The following is a 22,432-nucleotide window of genomic DNA, read 5'->3' as shown; positions in this document are numbered from 1 at the left end:
CCCGCCCGCCCCGTGCAGCCAGCCCGGGGCGGGCACTCCTCTCGGACAGATCGACCTGGCCCCGCCCGCTCTCACAGCACAGCAAAAGGGGCCGACGCTTACCCCGGTCACCCGGGGGTGAGAGAGCGTCGGCCCCACCAGTTGAAGACTCCGCAAAGGAGAATCCACCACCATGGTAAACCGGCCCGGCATGATCGCTCCCGAGATCGCAGAGGCGTACGGAGTGGGCATCCACACCGTGACGAAGACGTGGGCCCAGCACGAGGCTTGGCCTGCCCCGGCAGGGAAGCGCGGCCGGTACAAGGAGTACTCCGCCGCCGACGTCGACACGTTCGTACGCGAGCACATCCAGCGCCCGACCGTCGCCCTCGAGCCCGAGCGGCTCTACACCGCGCAGCAGCTGGAGGAGGCAGGCATCGGCATCACGGCCGGGACCATCCGAGCCGACCTCACGCGGGGTCGTTGGCCTGAGCCCGACGCCGATGAGCACGGGGTGAACCAGTGGAAGGGCGGGACCGTCACGGCCGTCATGACGACCCGTCGCAGCTACCGCCGCGCGCCCAAGGAGTCGTAGATGTGGCCCACGATCGTCGCTGTCCTCGGCACCCTCGCCGGTGCCACCCTCGCGGGATACGCCCAACGATCGGGCGATCGGCAAGCACGAGAGCACGCGCACCGCCAGGAGGTGAAGCATGCCGTCGCCGAGTTGCTGGAGGCAGTAGTCCGTTACCGTGAGACGCACTGGCTGTTCGTTGAATCTCGGCGCGCGGGCGACGCCGAGACAGCAGGGGAGCGCGCGGCTCGGGCGACCACCCGCAGCGCGGCCACGGTCGCCCGTGACCGGGTCGGACTCCTCGTCGATTCGGAGCCTGCGCTTCTAGGGGCCATCGAGACCGCGTGGCGGACGGCCGTGGAACTGCCCAACATAGTCCTGGGACCGGCGACCAACGGCCGCTTCGCCCCCGAGGTTGAAGCCGCCCTGGAGACCGCCCGGGAGGCGTCCCGAGCCGCTCATACCGAGCTCCGCAGAGCGGGCTCCGCGTACGTCCACGCCCGCTGAACCGGACATGGCCAGGTGATCTCCAGCGGTGGGATTCACTCAGCGGGTGGTGAACTGCCCGGCTGTTGGGCAGTCGGATTCAGGTTCCCCCGCGTGGTCAGCGACCAACGGGCGCCGTTGCCGTCAGTGAAGAAGACGACTGGCGGATTGTTGTGCAGGACAGCCGACGAGAAGTGCTGAGACTCGAAACGCACGACCCGGCCAGCGCCGATGAGGTCTACGAGCTGCATCAGACGGTCGCCGCCCCGCGTCCGCGCGCGGTCCCAAAGGGCGTTCCACTCATAGACCTCTGCGGAGACGTAAGCGGAGCCGAACCAAACCTCCACCTTGTGCAACGGTGCGTCACTTTCGTTGGTCACCTCGACGATCCAGTGATCGTTCGGTGTCTCGGCACCCTGTCCGTCCGTTGACGCGCCAGCCTTGCGACCGACCATGTGCACGCGTTTCGCCTGTGCGGTGCGACGATCCTCCGCAGCAGCGCGCAACTCCCCACGCTCCAGCTCCAGGTTCTGCTGCTGCTCAGCCATGAACTGCAACTGCTCTCCGATGAACTGGCGTTGCTCACCGATCTGCTGCCTCTGGCTCTTGATCGTCTGGAAGGCGAACCAGGCCGCCCCGCCCGCGAACAGCGCCCCCACGGCCGTTGGTACATCGCCCCACTGCAGTGGACCCACGCCCCACTCCTCACTACACGCTCGATCTCGTCAGACCGACGAAGGAGGCGAGCGTAACGAGTAGCCCCGCCACTGGAGTCCGGTGATCCCCAACCGGGAAGCGTCACAGAAGGGCAACAACCCACACGGGACGACCACACGCACCGCGATGATGTCCCCTCGACTCAACCATCTCAGGGGGCAAACCATGGCGAAGATCAAAACGCGACAGAGAATGGGGTGGCTCAACATCGCCTTCCACTGGACGATGATGATCTTCACCGTCGGACTCTGGACGCCCGTCTTCCTCGCCGCCCGCCGGCGCCGCCTCACCGTCACCCACGTGCCGAACGGCTACCAGCCCTATCCCGGCCAGCAGTAGCGCCTGGCGGCAGGGCATAGCGAAGCCCCCGCCTCGATGCCATATATCGGCTGCAAAGAGCCGCTCGGACCAGCCAGACTCCTAAGACCCGCACGACCAGGAGTCCCCATGTCCGCATCACTCAAGCCACTCACCGTGCAGCGCCTCGCCTACGTTCGGTACCTCTATCAAGAGGGGATTGAGCAAAGCCGCCAACCGTCGCCCCTGCGCGCTCGCGCGATCACCTCGTTTCACGATGCCATTGAGAACTTCATCGGCCTCACCGCCGAGCAACTCGGTGTAGAGCTCAAGCCGAGGATCGAGTTCCTTCAGTACTGGGAGGCGCTGAAACCGGCGATAGAGCTGCCGGGGAAGACCGAAATGAAGCGTCTCAACGATGCCCGCATCGCGCTGAAGCACAACGGAACCTTCCCGTCCGACCACCAGATCGAGCAGGCACGGGAAGCTCTCGTCGACTTCTTCAGCACCGTCACCCCGAAGGTCTTCGGGGTGGACTTCGACTCCGTCGACATGACCGACCTCGTCACCCAGCCCGAAGTGACCCAGTACCTACGCGAGGCACAGACTCACGCCGACATCGGCGACTACCCCATGGCCGCTGCGGGACTCTCCCTTGCCTTCGCGGCCCTGCTTAGCCTCTACAGTGTGGACCGCCGCCGCCGGGAAGGTGGGCCGTTCAGCTTCGGGCCGACACTGGACCCCTTCGACAAACCCCCAGTCGGCTTGATTGATGGGGTGCCGCACAACGGGCGCATCGACAAGCTCAGCCGTATCGCCGAGGCGCTACAGAACGCGCTGCGGACGATGGGGCTCGGCATCGACTACCAGGACCTGGCGCGGTTTCAGCTCCTCGTCCCGACTGTCCACGGCTTCGGCATGGGTCGCCTCCGCTTCAGTGAGACCGAGTCTCTGCGGCAGCTCACGGAAGAGGACTACGACTGGGCCCGGCACTTCGTCATCGAGTCAGCCCTGCAAGCCGATCGTTCGAGCGGGCTGGCCGATCTTGGTCGAGCAAGACTCGACGCAGACCGGCGCACGCACGACCTCACGCAGACGCGGAGTTGGGAGGGGCCAGCAGAGCCCTCTGGGGGCTAGCCGATACCAACACGGCGATCCCTGCTGGACACGTTGACGATCAGCACTGCATAATCCGATGCCAGCAGCACACGTATGCCCGTAAGTCACAGCGGCCCCCGCCTTGAGCGGGGGTTTTTGCGTTTCTCAAGGGGTGATCACATGCCCCGCCCCATCGAGACTGGCCGCGAAGACGCCCACGGGAACCTCTGGTTCACGATCCGCGAGGCCGCCGCCTTCACCAACCGCGGTGTCCAGACGATCTACAGCTGGGAACGCCGCGGCCACCTCAACCGCGCGACGGCCACCGTCGACGAGCACGGCCGCCGCATCTACAGCCAGCAGCAGATCGCCGCCGCCGAGCGCCAGGCCCGCCGGAACACGGCCCTTGTACGCCGCGCCGCCGGCTGACCCACTCCCGACGCGCACGCCGTCAGCCAACACACCGAGGAGGGCGCCATGGCGCGCACCGCCGTATCCGTCACCCAGATCACCCGCGCCGGTGTCGCCGCCGGAACCGAGGCCGCCGGCGACCCGACGAACAACCACACCGTCCCGAACAACGGGAAGGTGATCCTGCAGGTCCGCAACTCCGGCTCCACCGTCGCCCGTACGGTGACCTTCCGTCTGCCCGGGGTCGTCGACGGCCAGGCCGTCACGCCCCGCGCCGTCAGCATCCCCATCAGCAGCACCCGCTGGTTCGGCCCGTTCCCCACCGGCGACTACGGCAGCCAGCTCCACGTCGACGTCGACAACGCCGAACTCAAGCTCACGGCCTACAGCATCTGATGGCCGCGCTCGCCAAGACCACAGTCCAGTGCCCCGGCTGCCGCGAGCCCATCGAGCTGACCCTGCGCCTGGACGAGGACGCTGACGCCGGTCCCGGCGAGGTCGTCCTGGCCGTCGACCGCAGCGCCGTCCGCAAGCACCTCGCCGCGCCCCATGCCGATGCGGCCAGCATCTGATGGCCGACCAGAAGATCGGCCAGCTGATCGACTCCCTCGGCGTAGAGGCCACCCTGGACGAGGGCGACCTCCCCACCGATGCGTTCGTGATCCTCAAGGTCATCAAGAAGGACGGCACCGTCAGCCTCGCCAGCGCACGCTCCGAGGGGCTCGACTGGATCACCCGCCTCGGCATGCTCACCGCCGCCCAGTCCATCGAGAACAGCGGCTATACCGACACACCCTCCGACGACACCTGAGAGAGGCAACCCGCATGCCCCGCCTTCAGATCCTCGAACTGCCCACCGAGCACCACGGCGACGACATGAGCACGCCGTACCTCCTCATCATCGACGAGGCCCCGAGCGACGACGCCGCCTTCGATGCCCTGCGCAGGGACCTCGCGGACAACGATCTCGTCGCCCGTACGGGAGCCCGCGCCGTCCTCTGTTTCGAGGCCACCATGGAGCTCCCGGCGTACCAGGCCGTACCCGGCGAGCAGATCTACCCCGTCACGTTCCAAGTGCTGCCGGACTTCACCGAGTTCCGAGCCCAGGTCGCCTCCGAACTCCAGACCACGCAGCAGCACCTCGCCGAATTCGTCAGAGGCCAGACCGACGAACAGGTCCGCCTCGCCGCGCAGCGCGCCGCTTCAGAACCGGCTGACCTCAAAGCCACGCCCCGGCCGACGTACGAGGAGGCCCACGCCTCCCTCAGCGGAGACCACGTCCCAGGACGGCAAGCATGAGCGGCGCTGCCATCGTGAACGCCGGCCACATGGCACCCCGTACCGCACGCGAGGCCGCCCAGCTCCTGGCCCAGCAAGGCAAGCACTCGCACCTCCACGCCGAACACGAGAGCGTCTGCGTCAGCGGGATGTGCACCCCTATCCCCGCGATTCTCGGCACCGGCCTGGTCGGCTTGAAAGACACCCGCCCCGCCGGATTCCGCACCGTGCACTCCCTCGCGAGCAGCACCCCGCCCCTGTAGCGGAGGGAGGTGAGCGCATGGCACGCCGCACGCTCACGGTCTGCTCCACTCCAGGCTGCCCCGAATACACCCGAGGCGGGCGCTGTGCCGACTGCCAGACCAAGGCCGAGCAGCGCCGTGGCAGCAGCACCGAGCGCGGCTACGGCAGCCGACACCGCACCGGCTTCCGCGCCGCCGTCCTGGCCCGCGACCCCACCTGTGTGTGCACGGCCGAGGACCACGACCACAACCAGCCCTGCGGCCAGCGCAGCCTGCATGCCGACCACCACCCGCGCGACCGGCGCGAGCTGGTCGCCGCCGGCGAGAACCCCAACGACCCGCGCCACGGCCGCGGTCTGTGCGGTCCGTGCCACAGCCGGGAGACGGCACGCGACCAGCCCGGAGGCTGGGCCGCCGACCAGGCCTAAGGCCAGCCAGGCACACAGCGCCGCACGCCACGACGACCGGCGAGGACACAGCGGCAGGCGATCAGCCCTCGGCAACCGAGCGCGTGATCGCGTCGCTGGCTCAACTCGCCGATGCCGCAGAGCCGTTGACCATGCTGTCGATCACGGCGCAACGCTGTGATCAGCGGCTTTCCCGGCTCGCGCGCTCGCCCGGGGGTGGGGGCGCGCCCGCGCGGGCGCGCGCGCAGGAGACCGCGGGGGAGGGCAATGCTGATCTGTACGGGTCTGGAGACCCCCGTTCGACGCGTCAACAGCCCCGAGTGACCGCCGGCCCCGGCGCAACGCCGGGGCCTCTTCCGTGCCGCAACGGCAGGAAGGACACCACCATGGGTGGAATGGGACCGGCCCCCAAGCCGGAAGGAGCGCGGCGCAGGCGCAACGCCACCGTCGCCATGACGTCCCTGCCTCCCGAGGGGCGCAAGGGCCGAGCGCCACGGTGGCCTCTGTCGGACGATGTTGTTCTCATCGCTCGCCGGGACCTCGCACAGCGCAAGGCCGATGAGCTCGAGCTCGCTCTCCTCGAACCGGACCTCAAGGGCCGGGCCAAGGTCGCCGCCGAGAAGAAGGCGGACGCGGCGCGCGAGGCCGCACTCATCCTGACCAAGCAGGTGGAGGCGCAGCAGGAGATCGAGGGCGAGCTGTGGCGGGATCTGTGGAAGACGCCGCAGGCCGTCATGTGGCAGCAGTTGTCCTGGACGCGTGAGGTCGCGCAGTACGTGCGGTGGAAGAGCCGGGCGGAGACCGGCGACCTGGACGCGGCCAAGGAAGCCAGGCAGTTGGGCGACCGGCTGGGGCTGACCCCGCTGGCCATGCTGCGGCTGCGCTGGACGATCGCCGACGCCGACGAGGGCAAGGCTGCTTCTCGCAAGCGGTCGGCGGCCGGCGTTCGTAGGCAGAGGCCGGACGACCCGCGATTCACGCTGCACGCGGTGGAGTAGGCCGTGGGCGTCCTGATGGTGCCCAGGCCGGACGACGAGCTATGGCCGACACTGGGACCTCAGGTCTGTGATCTGCTCGAGGAGCGGACCATCCACGGTCCGGGCGCTCTGCGTGGCCGGCCATACGTGCTGGACCCGGAGAAGCGGGCGCTGATCTACCGCTGGTACGAGGTCTACCCGCAAGGGCACCCGCGAGCGGGCAAGCGCCGGTTCAAGCGCGTCGGGCTGTCGGTGCGTAAGGGCACGGCCAAGACCGAGCTGGCCGCGGCGGTCGCGTTCGCCGAGCTGCACCCCGATGGTCCCGTCCGTTGCGACGGGTTCGACGCGGACGGTGAGCCCGTCGGCGTCCCGGTGTCGGATCCGTACATCCCGATGGTCGCGTACACCGAGGAGCAGACCGAGGAGCTCGCGTACGCCGCGCTGTACGCCATGGTCACCGAGGGTCCGGATGCCGATCTGTTCGATCCGGGTCTGGACCGCATCATGCGGTGGAACGGCCTGGGCCGTGCGGTGGCGCTCGCGTCCTCGCCGGACGCGAGGGACGGCGCGAGGACCACCTTCCAGCACTTCGACGAGACGCACCGTTTCACGCTGCCGCGGCACCGCTCGGCGCATCAGACGATGCTGGCCAACATCCCGAAGATCATGCTCTTCGATCCGTGGACGTTGGAGACCACGACCACCTACACACCCGGCGAGGGGTCGGTAGCGCAGGGAACCCACGAGTTCGCCGAGCTCGTCGCGGCGGGCAAGAACCGTGACCGCACGTTGTTCTTCTTTCACCGCGAGGCAACGCCGCGGCCGGACGAGGATCTGTCGGACGAAGAGACGATCCGGGCCGCGGTACGGGAAGCGAGCGGTCCCAGCATCGCGGCCTGGCCGGACTTCGAGGGCCAGGTCGACGCGATCGTCTCCCTCTACAACGCGCCGGACACCGACCGCGCCTACTGGGAAAGGGTCTGGCTCAACCGGAGGGTGCAGGCCGGGAGGCAAGCGTTCTCGGTCGAGCAGTGGGCGGAGGTGGCCCGGCGCCAGGAGCTGCCGGAGAAGGGCGACCGCATCACGGTCGGCTTCGACGGCGCGCAGTTCCGCGACGCCACGGCGCTGATCGCCACGCATCTGGAGACCGGATTCCAGTGGCCGCTCGGTATCTGGGAGCGTCCGCCCGGCGCCAACGAGAGCGACGACGAGGACGACCAGTGGGAGTGCCCGGCCGACGAGGTCGACGCGGTCCTGGTCGAGGCCTTCGACACCTGGGACGTGGTGCGGGCCTACGTCGACCCGCCCTACTGGGAAGGCCTGGTCACCACGTGGCAAGGCCGGTGGGGCGAGAAGCGGGTCACGAAGTGGTGGACCAACCGCCTCAAGGCCATGGCGTACTCGTTGCGGGCCTACCAGGGGGCGATGAAGACCGGTGAGCTGACCCACTCAGGGGATTCGGTCTACGCCCGCCACATCGCCAACGCCCGGAAGCGAAAGCTGAAGATGCTCGACGGCACGGGCAAGCCGCTGTGGGTGATCGAGAAAGAGCGGCACCAAAGTCCGCTGTCCATCGACGCGGCCACGGCCGGGTGCCTCTCGTGGGAGGCACGCCGCGACGCGATCGCTGCCGGCATCAAGCCGAAGAAGAAGACGAACAAAATGATCGTTCTGCGGTGACGCGAGGAGGTGACCCATGGCGGGCCTGCTCGCACAAGCCCCGGCCGCCGACGGCCTGGTGCAGGGACGGACCGAACTGGAGTGGCTGAAGCATCTGATCAAGTGCCACGACAAGGAGATCCCAGAGCTCGAGGAGCTCAACGCGTACTACGAGGGCAAGCAGCCCCTGTCGTACATGCACCCCGAGCTCCAGCGGGAACTGGACGAGAACGTCCGCCAGGTCGTCATCAACTGGCCCCGGCTGGTGATCGACTCCATCGAGGAGCGCCTGGACGTCGAAGGGTTCCGCTACCCGGGGAAAACCGAGGCCGACGCCGAGCTGTGGCGGATCTGGCAGGCCAACGACCTCGACGAGCAATCCCAGATGGGGCACCTCGACGCGCTGGCGATGAAGCGGGCCTACGCGGTGGTCGGGGAGAACGACCAGGACCCGACGACGCCGATCGTCACGGTCGAGTCCGCGCTCGACATGTACGCCGAGGAGGACCCGCGCACCCGCCGGCTGATCGCCGCGGTGAAGCGGTGGTGTGTCGGCGACGGCGCGGACAAGGTCGATCACGCCACGCTGTACCTGCCCGACTCCACCATCTGGTGGGTCAAGGCGGACGGCGAGTGGGCCGAGGATCCGGACTACCCGCGCGATGACCACAACATGGGCGAGCTGCCCGTGGAGATCCTCGCGAACCGGCCCCGGCTGAAGGGCCGCGGTGGAGTCAGCGAGCTCGCCGACGTCATCCCGATCAGCGACGCCGCCTGCAAGGTGGCCACGGACATGATGATCAGCGCCGAGTTCCACGCCATGCCCAGGCGCGTCGCCTTCGGGTTCGGCGACGAGGACTTCGTCGACGCGGACGGGCGGCGGCTGTCGGTGTGGTCGCGGGTCGCCGGCAGGATCTGGGCCACGGCCAAGTCGAGGAAGGAAGACGGGGCGGACGTCATCCAGTTCCCCGAGGCCAACCTCGCCAACTTCCATTCCACGCTCAACCAGCTGGCCCAGCTCGTCGCAAGCATGGCGGGCCTGCCGCCCGCGTTCTTCGGCCAGAGCACCGCCAACCCGGCGAGCGCGGACGCCATCCGATCCAGCGAGACCCGGCTCGTCAAGCGGGCCGAACGCAAGCAGCGGGCATGGGGCGGCACCTGGGAGCGGGTCATGCGCAAAGTGCTGCGGGTACGGGACGGCGAGTGGTCCGATGACGCGCGGGCGCTGGAGACGATCTGGCGGGACGCGTCCACCCCGACGGTGGCGCAGTCCGCCGACGCCGCGGTGAAGCTGTTCACGGCGAAGATCGTGCCGCTGCGGCCGACCCGGGAGCGGCTCGGATTCTCGCAGGCCGAGATCGGGCGGATGGAAGAGCTGGACGAGCAGGCCGCGAACGATGCCGTCGCCCGGATCGCCGGCGGGGACGTGCTCCCCCTGTTCGGCGCGAAGCCGGCGCCGGACGACCCGCAGCCGAGCCCCGGTCCGGGCGATCCGCCGGAAGCGGTACCTGCGGGGTCGGCCAGTGGCCACGCCGCCTGAGCTCGCCCGGACCCGGTACGAGCAGGTCACCTCGACCATCCGGGCCATCATCGAGCAGATCCAGGAACTGTGGCGGGGCATGTCCGCGCAGTCGGTCGAGGACGACCTGCTGGGCGAGGCCGGGGCGAGGATCGCCTCGGCCGTCGTGGCGGGGCAGTTCACCGTCGCCGATGCCGCCCAGGCCTACATCGCGGCCCAGATGGTCGCGCAAGGCGGCAGCGCCGCAGCAGAAGCGGCCCTCATCGCCACGGCGTTCACGGGGATCGCCCCGGGCGGCGGCTCGCTGGAGACGTTGCTGTTCCTGCCGGCGATCGGCGTACGGCGGCGCCTGGCCGCAGGGCTCACCCCCGAGGAGGCCATGCTCGGCGGCCTCACGGACATGGCGATGTACGCCTCCACGGCGATCGCCGACACCGCGCGCTCGGCGGACCAGGTGGGCATGGCCGCCAACCGGTCCTGCGTGGCGTACGTCCGTGTGGTCCACCTGCCCGCGTGCGCGCGGTGCATCGTCCTGTCCGGCCAGATGTACCGGCACTCCGAAGGGTTCCTGCGGCATCCGAACTGCGACTGCCAGACGCTGCCCCTGCGCGAGGACCAGTGGCCGGACGTCCCCACCCCCGCCCAGCTCGTCGCCCGGATGACCTCCGAGCAGCGGCGGCGCGTCTTCACCGCGGACGGGGCGCGGGCCATCGCGGCTGGCGCCGACGTCGGCCAGGTCGTCAACGCCCGCAGGGGCATGGACACGGCCAGCCACCACGGCCAAGACGTGCAGATCACCCACGAGGGCGCCACACGGCGCAGCGTGTACGGCCGCAGCAGGGCCCGGGAGGGCGATCAGTTCGCTCGCTTCGCCGGCCAGCGCTACGGCCACGCGACGACGACGCGGTACTTCCGCTCGCGAAACCCCCGGCTGATGCCCTCAGAGATCTTCCGACTCGCGGGTGGCAACCGCGACGAGGAACTGCGGCTACTGCGCCGCTACGGCTACATCGCGTAGCCACTTCACCCGCCTGACCAGGCGCAATGCCAAGGTCACCGATCCCGCAACGGGAGACACCTCACCATGCACGCAACCCGTAACCGCTGGCTGTCCGCCGCTCACGGCGCGGACTGGTTCCAGCTGACCCGGCACGACGACCCCGCCCCGGTCAACCCGCCGGCGGACCCGACGCCGCCCAACCCGCCGGGTGACCCGGCCGACCCCAACCCGGCTGACCCCGACCCCGCCGATCCGGACGGCACCGGACAGCTCGGCGACCCTGGCAAGCGCGCGCTCGACACGATGAAGACCGAGCGCAACGCGGCCAAGAAGGCCGCGGCGGACGAGAAGAAGCGCGCCGACGCTGCTGAGCGCAAGGTTCAGGAGTTCGAGGACGCGCAGAAGAACGACCTTGAGAAGGCCCAGGGCGAGGCCCAGCGGGCCACGGCCCGGGCCGAGGCTGCGACGACGCGCGCGGTCACCGCCGAAGTACGCGCGGCAGCCGCCGACTTCGCGGACTCCGAGGACGCGATCGCGTTCCTGGACCTGTCGACGTACGCCGACGACAGCGGCGACATCGACACGGAGCAGATCCGTACCGACCTCGCCGCGCTCCTGGCGCGCAAGCCCCACCTGCGCAAGGCATCCGCCTCGCCGGCGGACCCGCAGACCGACCCGCCGGCGGACCCGGCCAAGCAGCGGCCGAAGCCGGACCCGGGCCAGGGTCCACGGCCCGGCAGTCCGGCCACGGACTTCCGTACGGCGAGCGACGAGGAGTTCAGGGCCGAGCTCGCCAAGATCGCCCCGGGGTTCCGTCCCCGCACGTGATCCACGTCCGCGCCCGCCTGGGCATTGGCCGCACCTGCATCGAGGTCGACGGCCACGAGGGTCACGTCGAAGACGGCCGGGTCTGCGCAGCCATCACGGCAATCACCCAAACCGCGCTGCTGGGCCTGGAGCAGTACGCCCAGCAGTACCCGGACCTCGTGTCCGTAGAGATCACACAGGAGTAGAGACGATGACCGTACAGACGGCTGCCAAGAAGCCGTGGTTCAGGCTCGCCCGCCACGATGTGCGGTCGACGCTTCCGGCCGCGATCCGCGCGGCGATGCAGAACGGCATGCTCGACCGCGTCTTCCAGAACGCGCTGACGCCGGAGTTCATCTTCCCGGCCATCGCCGACCCGGAGCCGTGGCAGGGCGGACTCGGCGACACCAAGATCATGACCCGTAAGGGCCTGATCGCCCCGGACACCACTCCGATCACCGGCTCCGACCCGTCCACCGGGTCGTACAGCCTGGAGCAGTGGACCGTCACGATGGACCAGTACGGCAAGTCCGTCGACACCAACATGCTCGGGTCGAAGATGACCCTCGCGTCGAAGTACATGGCCGACGTGCAGAACCTGGGCACCCACGCGGGCCAGTCCCTGAACCGGCTCGCGCGGGACAAGCTGTACGCGGGCTACGCCGGCGGCAGGACCTGGTGCACCACCGCCGGCAGCTCCGACACGTCGATGATCGTGTCCTCGGTGAACGGGTTCGCTAAGGTCCTCGTCAACGGCGTACCGACCGATGTGTCCGCCTCCAACCCGCTCACCGTCACCATCGGCGGTACGGGCAACACCGTCACCGGCGTCAACGTCGGCACGAAGACGCTGACGCTGGGCACCGCGCGGGTCGACGCCGTCGGTGACTCCGTGCTGGCGGCCAACGCGCCGGTCACCATCCGCCCGGGTACCCAGGCCACCGCCTACAATCTCGCCTCCGGCAACCTCGCCACGTTCGCGATGTTCCGCGCCGCAGTCATCCGGCTGCGGAAGATGAGCGTCCCGACCGTCAACGGCAACTACGTCGCGCACATCGACGCCGACACCGAGGGCCAGCTCTTCGCCGACTCCGAGTTCAAGCAGCTCTACCAGGGCCGCGGCGACTCCGACGTCTACCGCACGCTGAGCCTGGGCACCTTCGGAGGCCTCGACTGGGTCCGGAACCTGGAGGCGCCCACGCTGGCCACTGGCACCGACGGCCTGAGCGTCAACGTGCACCGGCCGATCGTGGTCGGCGCCGGCTGCCTGGTCGCCGCACCGTTCGAGGACCAGGCCGCGCTCCTGGAGGAGACCGGCGTCGGCGACGTCGGCGAGATCCAGATGATCGAGGTGGCCCCCGGCGTGCAGGTCGCGCGGATCATCCGTCCGCCGCAGGACCGCCTGATGCAGGTCGTGTCCACCTCGTGGGCTTGGACCGGCGACTACGCCGCGCCGTCCGACTCTCTGTCCGCCAGCGGCGACCCGGCCCTGTACAAGCGGGCCGTCGTTCTGGAGCACTCCGAGAACTGACCGTCTCCCCGGCCGGGGCCGCGCGGCCCCGGCCGGCCGACAGAAGGGAGGTCTCGGGTGCGCGTCGTCGCCAAAGAGGCATTCAGGTTCTTCTACAACCACGTCCCCATCGACGTGTCCGAGGGCGAGGCCGTCGACTCCGACGTGGCCGTGTTCCTCCTCAACACCCGGGCCGCCGTACGCCCGGACGACGAGGACGCCCGCGCCCTCGCCGAGGAGCTCGGCCTGGACGTCGCCGACGACGGCCAGGAGCAGCAGCTCGCTACGCCGCCGCCCCCGCCGGTCGAGCTGAACATCGACGCACCGGTGAAGGACGTCCTCGACTGGGTCGGCGCCGACCCGGCTCGAGCCGCCCAGGTGCTGGAGCTGGAGAAGGCCAAGCCGCAGCCGCGTTCCACGCTGATCGTGCAGCTCGAGAAGACGGCGGCGGCCAGCGCGTAGCAAGAGAGGGGGCGTTGTGCCTCTGCCCTATCTCGCGACCGTTGATGACCTGATGGCGTACCCGGGACAGAAGCCAGCCTCGGACGCCGAGGCGCAGCTCGCGCTCCGGATCGCCTCCGGCGCGATCCGCAACCGTACGAAGCAGATCCTCAGCTTCGTCGCCGCAGACACCGTCACCCTCAACGGCGGCCAGCGTGTGCTGACTCTGCCTCAACGGCCGTTGGTCGTCGATGACGACAACCCCTTGACGGTGGTGGAAATCGTCGACGGCACCGGCCTGGAGATCCCTGCGGTGGAGGGACGGGACTTCGTACGCAAGGGCTCCGAACTCCACCGTGGCGAGACGTGGCCCGCTTCCCGCCTGCTGGGCTGGCCCCACCGCCAGCGCATCGGGATCTGGGCCGACCTGGTGATGGTGACGTACTCGCACGGCTTCCTGGAGATCCCCGACGACCTCGTGGGTATCTGCCTGGACCTGGCCGCAGCAACCCTCGCCAACCCGAACCGGCTGCGGTCGGAGTCCGCCGGCGCCACCTCCGTGACCCACACGGTGGAGACCTTCGGCACCGGGTCCCTGACCTCCGACCACGAGGCGCTGCTGAAGGCCTACATGCGATCGACGTCCTGGTCGGTGACGCAGTCGTGAGCGCCCTCTACGAGCAGTCCGGCGTCATCGTCCGGCCGTCCGTCAGCGGCGACCGGTACGGCAACAAGAAGCGGGACTACGGCGATACGGCCGATCGGATCCCGATCGACGAGATCAACGTCCAGCCGGCCGGGGGCAGCAGCGAGGACACCGACGACAAGCAGATCACTGTCACCGGCTACCTGCTCGTCTCATCGCCCGGCACGATGCCCGACCTCCGGGAGACCGACCGCCTGGAGGTCGACGGCATGACGCTCGAAGTCACCGGCAAGGTCGGGCGCTGGCCCGTCCCTGCGGGCGTCCGCCACATCGAGGCCCAGCTCAAAGAGGTGACCTGACGTGCCGAGTGGGACCTTCCGATTCGTGCCCAATCCCCGTCTCTTCACCGAGATCGCCAGAAGCGAGGGGATGCACACTCTGCTGCTCGACACGGCCCAGCGGGGTGCGGCCTTCACCCGCGGCTTCGCGCCCACGTACGCGGGGCCGACCTGGAAGCCCGGTGTGAGCAGGCACGGCGAGTACAAGGACCAGATCTACTCGTCGGCGCATCTGCAGAACAACGGCTGGCGGGGCGAGTTCGGGGCCGGCGCGCCCTGGAGTCTGCAGGTGGAGTTCGGCACTGGGCCCCATCAGACCAGGAGCCGCGACAGCCGAGGCCGCTTCCAGTCGGCCCGTGCCCGGCCGCAGGGCGGCTACTCACCGAAGTACCGGCCATTGGGCCGCGGGCTTGATTCCCTAAGGAGTACCAGCTGATGCCACGGATTGTGCTTGCTCACTGGCACGCCGGCCGCGCGCCCGGCGCCGAACTCGATGTTACGGACGACGAGCTCAGGCAGCTGGTGCGCGACGGCCGCGTCGCTCACGGCACGGCGGCCTCCGCCGATGCCGGGCACTCACCCGAGCCGGAAGCGCCGGCCGAGCCGGAGGCGGCCGGGGCACCGGAGCTCGTTGATACACCGAAGACGACTCGGCGCCGGCAGTGAGCCCGCAGCCCGTCGTTGTCTTCCCGGACGCCGAGCTCGTCGCGGTCACCGTGCTGCGGGCCGCGCTGGAGGCCGGCGTCACCGTCGGTACCGAGTGGCCGGAGGACCTGGCCGCCGCGGTGACGACGGGCGTGGTGTCCGTGACCCGCGGCGGCGGCGCCACCGTCCAGCGGTTCGTCACCGAGGACATCACCCTCGACATCGACGTCCTGGCCGCCGAGAAAGGCCAGGCGCACGACCTCGCCCAGCTGGCCCGCGCATACCTGCGGGCAGCCGAGGGCACCACCGTCAACGGCGCTCAGATCTACTCCGTCGCCGACATCTCGCTGCCGTGGCTCCCGTATCAGCCCGATGCGGAGACCACCCCGATTCCCCGGTACGTGCTGGTGATGCAGATGCGTCTGCGCGCCCTGCCTGCCCTGTAACCCGCGCCCTTCCCGTACCCGTCGGCCACCGGTCGGGCGGGTCCCTCGCATGCCTGGAGGCATCCGTGTCGAACGATGCAGACAACGTAAGGGCCGCACTCAACGGCTCGATCTTCATGGCGCCCAAGGGCACCACCGCGCCGGCGGACCTGACCGCGCCGTGGGACGCGGCCTGGGTCGACCTGGGCTACATGTCCGACGACGGCGTCTCGATGGAGTACTCCACCGACGTCGAGGACATCAACGCGTGGCAGTCCCTCAGCCCGGTGCGCCGGATCCTCACCAGCGTCGACATGACGCTCGGGTTCACGGCCATCGAGCTCAAGGCCAGGACCGTCACCGCGTTCTTCCCGGGGGCGACGATCAGCGAGGTCGTTGCGGACACCGTGTACCGGCTCGACATCCCCGCCGCGCCCGGCCCGCAGGAGTTCGCGTTCGGCCTGGAGTGGGTCGACGGCTCGATCGTCAACCGGCTGGTCATCCCACGCGGTGAGATCACCGACCGGGGCACCATCACGCTCGGCCGCTCCGCCGCCGTCGGCCTGGAGATGACCGTCTCCGCCTACGCCTCCTCGGCGCCGGAGATCGCGACGTGGCTGTCCAACGACCCGTCCTGGGCCCTGGCCGCCTGACCGGCGGATCCCCTCTGACTCCCCTGGCAGGCGTGCGATGCGGGTCGCGTCTGCCAGGGGGCACAACCCGCTACCACCCGCCGCGAGGAGAGCACCGTGAGCACGACCAGCAAGAAGAACCCCGGAACCGAGACCGTCTCTCTGGACGCGCTCATCCAGCAGAAGCGCGACGCGCTGCCCACCCCGACGAACTACGAGGCACTCGGCGTCACCTTCACCCTGCCGCCCATGCGCGCGCTGGCCTGGCAGCTGCAGGAGAAGGTCGGCAACCTCAACGACACCTTCGCCGTGCTGGAAGAGGTCCTCGGCGAGGAGAAGGTCAAAGAGATGTACGCGGCCGGGTTCCAGCTCGGCGACCTTGAGGTCATCGCCCTCGACTGGCAGAAGCGGGGCGGGATGGCCCCGGGGGAATCGCCGGCCTCCGCCGCTTCCTGACGGAGCACGGGGAGGCAGTCGAGTGGGACATCGCCCGGTACTGGCCGGGCCGGTCCCTGCTGGAGCTGTACCGGGGCGAGATGAGCTGGCGGGAACTGAGGGTGTTCCTCAGGTATCTGCCGTGGGACTCGGCCACCGCGCGGGCCGTACGCAAGTCGAAGCCCGACGAGGACTTCTGGACCCCGGACCGGCAGCTGCTGGCGTCCATCGTCGACGCCCAGCGCGAGACCACTTTCACGATGGTCAAGCTGCACGGCGATCCGAAGAAGACCCGCAGGTTGAAGCCGCCTGAGCCGATCCCCAGGCCGGGAATCGTCAAGCGGCGCAACCCGACAGTGATCCGTTTCGGCGGCCGCCACGGCAGTGGTGCCGCCGAACTGGCGAAGGTCTTCGGAGGCCGCGCCACCAACCCCTGACAGGAGGTGGGTGGTGGCTGCCGGAGGCGTGCTCGTCGGTCGCGGATACGTGTCGATCCGCCCCGAGTTCGAGGGTGACTGGGACCGCTCCGTCAACTCACGCGCCTCCGGTGCCGGCCGTAGCGGGGCGAGCGCCTTCACCAAGGCGTTCGGCATCGGTCTCAAGGGCATCGGAGCGCTGGCTGGCGTCGCCATCGGCGCGAACCTCGCGTCCACGGCGGCCGGTGCCTCCGCGCTGGCCCCGGCTCTGGTCACCGCTGGCGCCGCAGCGGGAGCCCTGAAGATCGGTCTGTCCGGCGTCGGCGACGCGATGAAGGCCGCGTTCGCCGACAGCACGGCGGACGCCAGCGCAGCCGCTTCCGCCACCAAGGCGGTGGAGACGGCGCAGCGCGGGCTGGCCAACGCGCAGCGGTCGCTGGCGGATGCCCAGGTTGAGGCAGCCAAGCGGGTCAAGACCGCCCAGCAGCAGGTCGCCGACGCCGAACGGGACCTGACCGACGCCCAGCGCGACGCCCGCGATGCCCAGCGCGACCTCAACGGGGCGCGCCAGGAAGCGGCGCGGGCGCTGGAGGACATGAACACCCAGCTCGCGCAGTCGCGACTGGACGAGAAGGAAGCTGCCCTGCAGCTGGCGCAGGCCGAGGAGGACCTCAAGGCCGCGCAGGCCAAACCGGGGACGGACCCGAAGGATCTCGAAGAGCTGGAGATCCGCTACGAGCGGGCCCAGCTCGCCCTCAAAGAGCAGCAGACGCAGACGAAGCGGCTCGCCGAGGACACCAAGAAGGCGGACAAGGCCGGGGTCGAGGGCAGCGACCAGGTCCTCGCGGCGAAGAAGAAGATCTCAGACGCCAACGAGACCGTCGCCGACAAGGAGCGGGCTCTCGCCCAGGCGCAGGCCGGTGTCGACGAGGCGCGTGTCGACGGCCAGCGGCAGATCGCCGATGCCCAGCAGGCCGTGGCTGATGCCGCGTCCGCCGTAGCGGATGCCCAGGCCGCGGCCGCCGCGCAGACCTCTGCACTCGACCAGGCCATGGCCAAGCTCGCACCCAACGCCAGGTCCTTCGTCTCGGCGGTGATGGGGCTCGGCCCGGCCTGGACGTCGATGAAACTCGGCGTCCAGAACGCCCTGTTCGAGGGCCTCGACTCCACCGTCACACAACTGGGCCGGGCCACGATCCCCGTCCTCGCACGGCAACTGACGGCGACAGCCGGGGTGTGGAACGCGATCGCCAAGAACGCGGCCGGCGCCGTCACCGAGATGGCCAAGTCCGGTGCCCTGGACAAGATCCTCCAGGGCGCCACCGACAACCTGAAGATCTTCGAGAAGACCCCGGCGCAGATCCTCACGGCGTTCGGGCAGCTCACCCTCGCGGCACAGCCGGCTTTCAACGCGCTCCTCACCCGGTTCGCCGGCACCATCACGCAGTTCACCGACGGGATCGCCGCATCGTTCCAGTCGGGCGGCCTCGAGACCGCGATCAACACCGCGTTCGGGATCCTGGCCCAGTTCGGCACCCTGCTCGGCAACGTCCTGGGGACGGTCCTGTCGATCGTGAAGGCCGCCAGCGACGCCGGCGGCCAGATCGTCGGCGTGATGGGCGCGGTGTTCGGCGAGCTCAACCAGCTCCTCGCCGCACCCGCGATGCAGGCCCAACTGCGCACCCTCTTCGCCTCGGTGGCGCAGATCGTCACCGCGATCGTCCCCGTCATCGGGACCGTGGTCCAGGCTGCCGTCCCCCTGGTCACGGCGATCATCCAGCCCCTCGCACAACTGGCTGTCCTGCTGGGACCAGTGCTGCTGCAGCTCGTCGGGACGCTCGGCGTCGCGCTGCTGCCGATCGTCCAGGCACTCGGCCCCGTGCTGGTGACGGTCGGGGCCGCGCTGGTCCAGCTCGTCAGTTCCGTTACCCCGCTGCTCCAGCCGATCGCGAACCTGATCACCTCCGTGATCACCGCGCTCGCGCCGGCGCTGACACCGATCGTGGGCGTTATCACCGCCGTGGTCGGTGTCCTCGTCGGCCCGCTGACGCAGGTCGTCGTGGCCCTCACCCCCGCCCTCACCCAGGTCGGTACGGTCATCGCCGCGGTGTTCCAGATGATGGCGCCGCTGTGGCAGCAGTTCGCCGGCGTCCTCGGCGAGGTCGCGGGCCTGGTCGCGAACGTCTTCGTGGCGGCCCTGACCCAACTGATGGGCGCGGTGCAGCCGCTGATCCCGGTCGGCATGCAGCTGGTGCAGACCGTCTTCGGCGCGCTCGCTCCGGTCCTGCCGATCGTCGCCGGCGCGTTCGGCACCATCGCCGAGGCCGGTTCCCTGCTCCTGCCACTGCTCGGCCGGCTTGTCGGCACGCTCGCCGCGCAGTTCATCCCGGTCGTCGGCGTCATCGTCAAGGTGCTGGGCCAGGTTGCCGGGCTGCTTGCCGGGGCCCTGGCGAAGATCCTGCCGCCGCTGTCGAGCGCGTTCCTGACACTGGTCATGGCCGTCTCTCCGCTGCTGCCGGTGATCGGTCAGCTCGTCGGGATGGTCGTGCAGATGGCGGCCGGGGTTCTCGTCCAGTTGATGCCCGCGGTGGTGCAGCTGGTGGGGGCCGGCCTGGACCTGGTGATCGCGCTGGCTCCGCTGCTGCCGATCGTCGCGCAGCTCATCGGCCTGGTCGTCCAGCTCGCCGTCGGGGTGCTGGCCCGCCTCCTGCCGCCCATCGTCTCGCTGGCCGCGTTCCTCGTCGGTGGACTGGCGAGCGCTCTGTCCACGGTGATCGGCTGGGTGGCCGGCCTCGTCAACGTGTTCGCCGATGTCGTCAGCTGGGTGACGGTCCGTCTCGGGCCCGTGTTCACCTGGCTCTCCGACAAGGTCATCACGCCGGTGTGGGCGGTCATCAAGTGGGAGATCAAAACCGCCTGGGCCCTGACGATCAATCCCGTCCTGATGGCGTTCAAGGCGGCCGTAGCCGCGCTGGGGCCAGTGTTCACCTGGCTGCGCGACAAGATCGTCAAGCCGGTCATGGGTGACCTCGTCACCACGATCAAGTACGGCTACGACAAGGGCATCAAGCCGGTCCTGAGCGCGCTCACCACGGCTCTGGGCCTGGTCGGTGACGGATTCAAAGCAGCCGTCACCGCGAGCAAGACGCAGTGGGACAAGCTCAAGACGATCTCGAAAACTCCCGTCGCCTTCGTGATCAACACCGTGTACAACGCGGGGATCGTGGCGCTCTGGAACAAGATCGCCACGGCGTTCGGGTCGCCCAAGCTCCCCGAGTTCCATCCCAAGGGCTTCGCGTCCGGCGGCATCCTGCCCGGCTACACCCCGGGCACGGACGTCCACCGTTTCATCAGCCCCACCGGCGGCATGCTCGACCTCAGCGGCGGCGAGTCGATCATGAGGCCGGAGTTCACGCGCGGCGCTGGCTCCGGGTTCGTGAACTATTTCAACCGCGTCGCCCGGTCCTCCGGAGCGGCGGGCGTCCGCAAGGCCCTCGCGCCGGTCCTCGGCGGCAACCCCCGCACCACCGCTGTGGACCGCTCCCTGACGTACGCGCGCGGTGGGATCTACCCGCACCAGGCGTTCGCGGATGGCGGGGTTTTCGGGTGGATCAAGTCTGCGGGATCCTCCCTCCTGGGTGCTGGGTCGAAGGCCTGGAACGCGGTCAAGAAGTCGGCGAGCTGGCTGGGCGACACGCTGGAGGCGTCTGCGCGCGCGGGCGTGAAGAAGCTGGTCGACCCGCTCCTGAAGGACTTCCCCGGTATGGACACCGCGCTGGGGCAGATGATCCGCAAGGTTCCCGACAAGATCGTTGGTGCCTTGACCGGCTACTCCAAGGTGGCCGATTCGAAGGGCGCCGGCGGTGTCGGCGGGCCGAGGATCCAGGCCGGTCTGAAGTGGGCGCGCACGCAGAACGGTCTGCCGTATCAGTGGGGCGGCAACGGGAATCCGTCGTGGGACTGCAGCGGGCTGGTGTCCGCTGTCGAGTCCGTGGTCCGTGGTGAGAAGCCTCACCGCCGGTGGGCTACCGGTGCTTTCCACGGGACGACGGCACCGCCCGGGTGGGTCCTGCACGGCAACTCCGCCTACCGGATCGGCGTGACCAACAAGGGAGTTGGCCACACTGCGGGGACGATCGGCGGGGTCAACATCGAGAGCCGCGGCGGCGACGGCGTGGTCATCGGCAGGGGCGCCCGCGGCTACAAGGACCGCCTGTTCAGCGACTGGTACGGCTTCCAGCCCGGCAAGCACGACTCGGGCGGCTGGATGGAACCGGGCTGGGCCTACAACGGGCTCAAGACCCCCGAAGCCGTCTTCACCCCGGCCCAGTTCAGGGCCTTCGAGGGCGCGGCCAACGCCGGCATGGCGGCCGCCCAGGGCGGCTCCAACCAGTACGTCATCAACGCCCGCACGGCCGACTTCACCGTGGCCGACCTCGAGCGCGTCCAGCGCGTCCAGGAGGCCCGGGCACGAGTGGGGAGGCCGCGCTAGATGCCCCTGATCACAGCTCCCTACGTCGCCCCTCCGGACACAGGCGGGCCCGGGGATCCGGGCGGCGGCACCATCGTTCCCCTGCCGGAGATCGGATACGCCACCGTCCAGTACACCGACCCCTCGGGGATGGTGTGGCCGCTCACCGACCGGGACTCGGGCTGGTGGACGCTGGCCGATGGCGTGTCCGGTCTGGGGGCGGTGCCCTACGACCTGACCAGCGACCCCCACCCGCGCGGGGGCGCCCGGCTGCGGCACGCCCAGGCGCAGCCGCGCACGATCGTGTGGCCGCTGTTCGTGCAGGGCGTGAGCCACCTCGAGTTCCTGCAGCGCTGGAGGGCTCTGGCCACCGCGTTCACCCGCACGTTGCGGCTGAACGCGGACGGCAGCCGTACGCCGGGCGTCCTGGAGATCGCCCGCCCGGACGGCACCCGCAGGACGATCGAGGTCTACTACCAGGACGGGTTCGAGGGGCAGGGCAAGCGGGGCTACTACCGCGACGCCGACAGCGCGGTCCTCTCCCTCTGGTGCGAGGACCCGTACTGGACGGACCCCGTACCGCAGATGGTGCACCGCGCCACCGGGTCGCTGGGGTCGTTCTTCACCCCGTTCCCGTCGGTGTCCTCCAGCCAGGTTCTCGGCGACACCGTCGTCACCAACCCGGGCGATACCACGGTGTGGCCGACGTGGGTGATCACCGGCCCGGCCAGTTCGGTCACGTTCACCCACGCCGGGACCGGAGAGTCGTTCACGCTCAACCCGTCCGCGAGCGCGATCGGCCACGGCGCCCTCCTCGCCGGCGAGCAGGTCACCATCAGCACCGACCCGCCCAGCGTCCGCTTCCAGAACGGCGACAACTGGATCGGCGGACTGAACTGGCCGACAGCATCGCTGTGGGGGCTCGCACCCGGAGACAACCCGGTCGCCTTCACGCTCGCCGGATCCGGCCCGGCCTCCGCCGTGGACCTCACCTTCAACCCCCGCTACGAGACGGCCTGACC

At 69.6% G+C, this 22,432-nt stretch carries 29 protein-coding genes; 28 read left to right on the top strand and 1 reads right to left on the bottom strand.

Going from position 1 to position 22,432, the window contains the following annotated elements:
- Window positions 1-172 precede the first annotated feature (172 nt).
- Window positions 173-574, top strand: coding sequence for a hypothetical protein (locus JHN63_RS01975; RefSeq protein WP_200676882.1), 402 nt, complete (start codon window positions 173-175; stop codon window positions 572-574).
- The gene (locus JHN63_RS01970) at window positions 575-1,060 is read left to right on the top strand and encodes a hypothetical protein (RefSeq protein WP_200676881.1); all 486 of its coding nucleotides are present in this window, start codon (window positions 575-577) and stop codon (window positions 1,058-1,060) included.
- Window positions 1,061-1,095: 35 nt separating this feature from the next.
- Here the strand turns inward: JHN63_RS01970 and JHN63_RS01965 are convergent, their stop codons facing one another.
- Window positions 1,096-1,734: a hypothetical protein gene (locus JHN63_RS01965; protein ID WP_200676880.1), complete on the bottom strand. Its 639-nt coding sequence runs from the start codon at window positions 1,732-1,734 to the stop codon at window positions 1,096-1,098.
- Window positions 1,735-1,921: 187 nt separating this feature from the next.
- On the opposite strand from JHN63_RS01965, the gene JHN63_RS01960 reads away from it, so the two are divergent.
- The 26 genes from JHN63_RS01960 (at window position 1,922) to JHN63_RS01835 (ending at window position 22,430) form a co-directional block, all read left to right on the top strand.
- The gene (locus tag JHN63_RS01960; protein WP_200676879.1) at window positions 1,922-2,095 is read left to right on the top strand and encodes a hypothetical protein; all 174 of its coding nucleotides are present in this window, start codon (window positions 1,922-1,924) and stop codon (window positions 2,093-2,095) included.
- Between the two features lie 108 nt (window positions 2,096-2,203).
- Window positions 2,204-3,190: a hypothetical protein gene (locus tag JHN63_RS01955; protein ID WP_200676878.1), complete on the top strand. Its 987-nt coding sequence runs from the start codon at window positions 2,204-2,206 to the stop codon at window positions 3,188-3,190.
- Between the two features lie 141 nt (window positions 3,191-3,331).
- Entirely contained in the window at window positions 3,332-3,580 is a 249-nt protein-coding gene (locus tag JHN63_RS01950; protein WP_200676877.1) for a MerR family transcriptional regulator, read from the top strand.
- 48 nt (window positions 3,581-3,628) lie between these two features.
- Window positions 3,629-3,958 carry a hypothetical protein gene (locus tag JHN63_RS01945; RefSeq protein ID WP_200676876.1) on the top strand — a complete coding sequence of 110 codons (330 nt, stop codon included), beginning with the start codon at window positions 3,629-3,631 and terminating at the stop codon, window positions 3,956-3,958.
- Window positions 3,958-4,134, top strand: coding sequence for a hypothetical protein (locus JHN63_RS01940; RefSeq protein WP_200676875.1), 177 nt, complete (start codon window positions 3,958-3,960; stop codon window positions 4,132-4,134). Before JHN63_RS01945 ends, JHN63_RS01940 begins: the two co-directional genes overlap by 1 nt.
- Window positions 4,134-4,373, top strand: coding sequence for a hypothetical protein (locus tag JHN63_RS01935; protein ID WP_200676874.1), 240 nt, complete (start codon window positions 4,134-4,136; stop codon window positions 4,371-4,373). Before JHN63_RS01940 ends, JHN63_RS01935 begins: the two co-directional genes overlap by 1 nt.
- A 14-nt stretch (window positions 4,374-4,387) precedes the next feature.
- Complete coding sequence (locus JHN63_RS01930; RefSeq protein ID WP_200676873.1) at window positions 4,388-4,861, top strand: hypothetical protein; 474 nt, start codon at window positions 4,388-4,390, stop codon at window positions 4,859-4,861.
- Window positions 4,858-5,103, top strand: a complete 246-nt coding sequence (locus JHN63_RS01925) for a hypothetical protein (protein WP_200676872.1) — start codon at window positions 4,858-4,860, stop codon at window positions 5,101-5,103. The genes JHN63_RS01930 and JHN63_RS01925 overlap by 4 nt, the downstream gene beginning before the upstream one ends.
- A 17-nt stretch (window positions 5,104-5,120) precedes the next feature.
- Window positions 5,121-5,510: a holin gene (locus JHN63_RS01920; RefSeq protein WP_200676871.1), complete on the top strand. Its 390-nt coding sequence runs from the start codon at window positions 5,121-5,123 to the stop codon at window positions 5,508-5,510.
- A gap of 365 nt (window positions 5,511-5,875) precedes the next feature.
- Window positions 5,876-6,487 (top strand): hypothetical protein, encoded by a 612-nt coding sequence (locus JHN63_RS01915; RefSeq protein WP_200676870.1) that lies wholly within the window; start codon window positions 5,876-5,878, stop codon window positions 6,485-6,487.
- Window positions 6,488-6,490: 3 nt separating this feature from the next.
- The gene (locus JHN63_RS01910; RefSeq protein WP_200676869.1) at window positions 6,491-8,146 is read left to right on the top strand and encodes a terminase; all 1,656 of its coding nucleotides are present in this window, start codon (window positions 6,491-6,493) and stop codon (window positions 8,144-8,146) included.
- 16 nt (window positions 8,147-8,162) lie between these two features.
- A complete protein-coding gene (locus JHN63_RS01905; protein ID WP_200676868.1) occupies window positions 8,163-9,665 on the top strand; it encodes a phage portal protein in 1,503 nt (500 codons plus the stop codon).
- Window positions 9,649-10,662 carry a hypothetical protein gene (locus tag JHN63_RS01900; RefSeq protein WP_307781784.1) on the top strand — a complete coding sequence of 338 codons (1,014 nt, stop codon included), beginning with the start codon at window positions 9,649-9,651 and terminating at the stop codon, window positions 10,660-10,662. Before JHN63_RS01905 ends, JHN63_RS01900 begins: the two co-directional genes overlap by 17 nt.
- Before the next feature lie 66 nt (window positions 10,663-10,728).
- Entirely contained in the window at window positions 10,729-11,472 is a 744-nt protein-coding gene (locus tag JHN63_RS01895; protein WP_200676867.1) for a hypothetical protein, read from the top strand.
- Window positions 11,469-11,657: a ribosomal-processing cysteine protease Prp gene (locus JHN63_RS01890; protein ID WP_200676866.1), complete on the top strand. Its 189-nt coding sequence runs from the start codon at window positions 11,469-11,471 to the stop codon at window positions 11,655-11,657. The genes JHN63_RS01895 and JHN63_RS01890 overlap by 4 nt, the downstream gene beginning before the upstream one ends.
- 5 nt (window positions 11,658-11,662) lie before the next feature.
- Window positions 11,663-12,982, top strand: a complete 1,320-nt coding sequence (locus JHN63_RS01885; protein ID WP_200676865.1) for a hypothetical protein — start codon at window positions 11,663-11,665, stop codon at window positions 12,980-12,982.
- A gap of 57 nt (window positions 12,983-13,039) precedes the next feature.
- Entirely contained in the window at window positions 13,040-13,423 is a 384-nt protein-coding gene (locus JHN63_RS01880) for a hypothetical protein (RefSeq protein WP_200676864.1), read from the top strand.
- Window positions 13,424-13,439: 16 nt separating this feature from the next.
- Window positions 13,440-14,069 carry a hypothetical protein gene (locus JHN63_RS01875; protein ID WP_200676863.1) on the top strand — a complete coding sequence of 210 codons (630 nt, stop codon included), beginning with the start codon at window positions 13,440-13,442 and terminating at the stop codon, window positions 14,067-14,069.
- Window positions 14,066-14,407, top strand: coding sequence for a hypothetical protein (locus JHN63_RS01870; RefSeq protein ID WP_200676862.1), 342 nt, complete (start codon window positions 14,066-14,068; stop codon window positions 14,405-14,407). The genes JHN63_RS01875 and JHN63_RS01870 overlap by 4 nt, the downstream gene beginning before the upstream one ends.
- Before the next feature lie 25 nt (window positions 14,408-14,432).
- A complete protein-coding gene (locus JHN63_RS01865; protein ID WP_200676861.1) occupies window positions 14,433-14,822 on the top strand; it encodes a hypothetical protein in 390 nt (129 codons plus the stop codon).
- A gap of 226 nt (window positions 14,823-15,048) precedes the next feature.
- Window positions 15,049-15,477 carry a hypothetical protein gene (locus JHN63_RS01860; protein WP_200676860.1) on the top strand — a complete coding sequence of 143 codons (429 nt, stop codon included), beginning with the start codon at window positions 15,049-15,051 and terminating at the stop codon, window positions 15,475-15,477.
- A 65-nt stretch (window positions 15,478-15,542) separates the two neighbouring features.
- Window positions 15,543-16,109, top strand: a complete 567-nt coding sequence (locus JHN63_RS01855; RefSeq protein WP_200676859.1) for a hypothetical protein — start codon at window positions 15,543-15,545, stop codon at window positions 16,107-16,109.
- Between the two features lie 96 nt (window positions 16,110-16,205).
- On the top strand, window positions 16,206-16,544 hold the full coding sequence (locus JHN63_RS01850) for a hypothetical protein (protein ID WP_200676858.1): 339 nt from the start codon (window positions 16,206-16,208) through the stop codon (window positions 16,542-16,544).
- Window positions 16,545-16,624: 80 nt separating this feature from the next.
- On the top strand, window positions 16,625-16,960 hold the full coding sequence (locus JHN63_RS01845; protein WP_200676857.1) for a hypothetical protein: 336 nt from the start codon (window positions 16,625-16,627) through the stop codon (window positions 16,958-16,960).
- A 13-nt stretch (window positions 16,961-16,973) separates the two neighbouring features.
- Window positions 16,974-21,431, top strand: coding sequence for a hypothetical protein (locus JHN63_RS01840; protein WP_200676856.1), 4,458 nt, complete (start codon window positions 16,974-16,976; stop codon window positions 21,429-21,431).
- Window positions 21,432-22,430: a phage tail family protein gene (locus JHN63_RS01835; protein WP_200676855.1), complete on the top strand. Its 999-nt coding sequence runs from the start codon at window positions 21,432-21,434 to the stop codon at window positions 22,428-22,430.
- Window positions 22,431-22,432: the final 2 nt, after the last annotated feature.

The organism is Streptomyces sp. MBT65, assembly GCF_016612545.1.
Classification (GTDB): Bacteria; Actinomycetota; Actinomycetes; order Streptomycetales; family Streptomycetaceae; genus Streptomyces.
Note: the sequence above shows the minus strand (reverse complement) of the source record. Positions and strands in the feature narration are given on the sequence as shown.

Excerpts from the sequence above, each read along its gene's own strand:
- JHN63_RS01960 (WP_200676879.1), top strand. The coding sequence starts at position 1,922 with ATGGCGAAGATCAAAACGCGACAGAGAATGGGGTGGCTCAACATCGCC.
- JHN63_RS01905 (WP_200676868.1), top strand. The coding sequence starts at position 8,163 with ATGGCGGGCCTGCTCGCACAAGCCCCGGCCGCCGACGGCCTGGTGCAG.
- JHN63_RS01835 (WP_200676855.1), top strand. The coding sequence starts at position 21,432 with ATGCCCCTGATCACAGCTCCCTACGTCGCCCCTCCGGACACAGGCGGG.
- JHN63_RS01970 (WP_200676881.1), top strand. The coding sequence starts at position 575 with ATGTGGCCCACGATCGTCGCTGTCCTCGGCACCCTCGCCGGTGCCACC.
- JHN63_RS01920 (WP_200676871.1), top strand. The coding sequence starts at position 5,121 with ATGGCACGCCGCACGCTCACGGTCTGCTCCACTCCAGGCTGCCCCGAA.
- JHN63_RS01925 (WP_200676872.1), top strand. The coding sequence starts at position 4,858 with ATGAGCGGCGCTGCCATCGTGAACGCCGGCCACATGGCACCCCGTACC.
- JHN63_RS01945 (WP_200676876.1), top strand. The coding sequence starts at position 3,629 with ATGGCGCGCACCGCCGTATCCGTCACCCAGATCACCCGCGCCGGTGTC.
- JHN63_RS01935 (WP_200676874.1), top strand. The coding sequence starts at position 4,134 with ATGGCCGACCAGAAGATCGGCCAGCTGATCGACTCCCTCGGCGTAGAG.
- JHN63_RS01975 (WP_200676882.1), top strand. The coding sequence starts at position 173 with ATGGTAAACCGGCCCGGCATGATCGCTCCCGAGATCGCAGAGGCGTAC.
- JHN63_RS01930 (WP_200676873.1), top strand. The coding sequence starts at position 4,388 with ATGCCCCGCCTTCAGATCCTCGAACTGCCCACCGAGCACCACGGCGAC.
- JHN63_RS01915 (WP_200676870.1), top strand. The coding sequence starts at position 5,876 with ATGGGTGGAATGGGACCGGCCCCCAAGCCGGAAGGAGCGCGGCGCAGG.
- JHN63_RS01955 (WP_200676878.1), top strand. The coding sequence starts at position 2,204 with ATGTCCGCATCACTCAAGCCACTCACCGTGCAGCGCCTCGCCTACGTT.
- JHN63_RS01950 (WP_200676877.1), top strand. The coding sequence starts at position 3,332 with ATGCCCCGCCCCATCGAGACTGGCCGCGAAGACGCCCACGGGAACCTC.
- JHN63_RS01940 (WP_200676875.1), top strand. The coding sequence starts at position 3,958 with ATGGCCGCGCTCGCCAAGACCACAGTCCAGTGCCCCGGCTGCCGCGAG.
- JHN63_RS01885 (WP_200676865.1), top strand. The coding sequence starts at position 11,663 with ATGACCGTACAGACGGCTGCCAAGAAGCCGTGGTTCAGGCTCGCCCGC.
- JHN63_RS01845 (WP_200676857.1), top strand. The coding sequence starts at position 16,625 with ATGAGCTGGCGGGAACTGAGGGTGTTCCTCAGGTATCTGCCGTGGGAC.
- JHN63_RS01895 (WP_200676867.1), top strand. The coding sequence starts at position 10,729 with ATGCACGCAACCCGTAACCGCTGGCTGTCCGCCGCTCACGGCGCGGAC.